The following is a 459-nucleotide window of genomic DNA, read 5'->3' as shown; positions in this document are numbered from 1 at the left end:
GCTGAAAAACCGCGGTGCATTCTTCGCGGGCAAGCCTCGCTCCTACAGGTTCTGTGCCTTAACTTAATGGCATTGTCACTCATCCAGTGATTCGGTATACACCACCCACACGCTGCATGGCATTTTGTACAGCACATGCTCCACCGTGCTGCCGATCAACCGGCCCATGCCGCGATGGCCGATCCGGCCCATGACGATCACATCCACATCATGGGTCTCGGTGTAGTGGGTCAGTACCTTGGTCGGGTTGCCCATGATCATGTGCCGCTGCTCCGGCGCGATGCCGTTGCGCGCGGCCAGTTCGTTGAACGCATCCTCCTGGAGGTCGAACAGGGTCTTGATCTGGCCTGAAGAGAAAAGCGCCGAACCGTTATAGAAGTTGAACTCATCCGCGCTGATGGCTGAAAGGTCACAGGCGTAGACCACATCGAGCTCGGCATTGCAGGCGCTCGCCAGTTT

General features: G+C 57.5%; 1 protein-coding gene. It reads right to left on the bottom strand.

From position 1 onward, the window contains the following. Positions 1-75: 75 nt before the first annotated feature. A partial coding sequence (locus AC1DLB_RS32055; RefSeq protein WP_477786544.1) for a universal stress protein occupies positions 76-459 on the bottom strand: 384 nt, incomplete at its 5' end.

The sequence above is a fragment of the Pseudomonas sp. 05N434 genome (assembly GCF_056396965.1).
The sequence above is the reverse complement of the archived record's forward strand: the minus strand, read 5'-3'. Positions and strand labels throughout refer to the sequence as shown.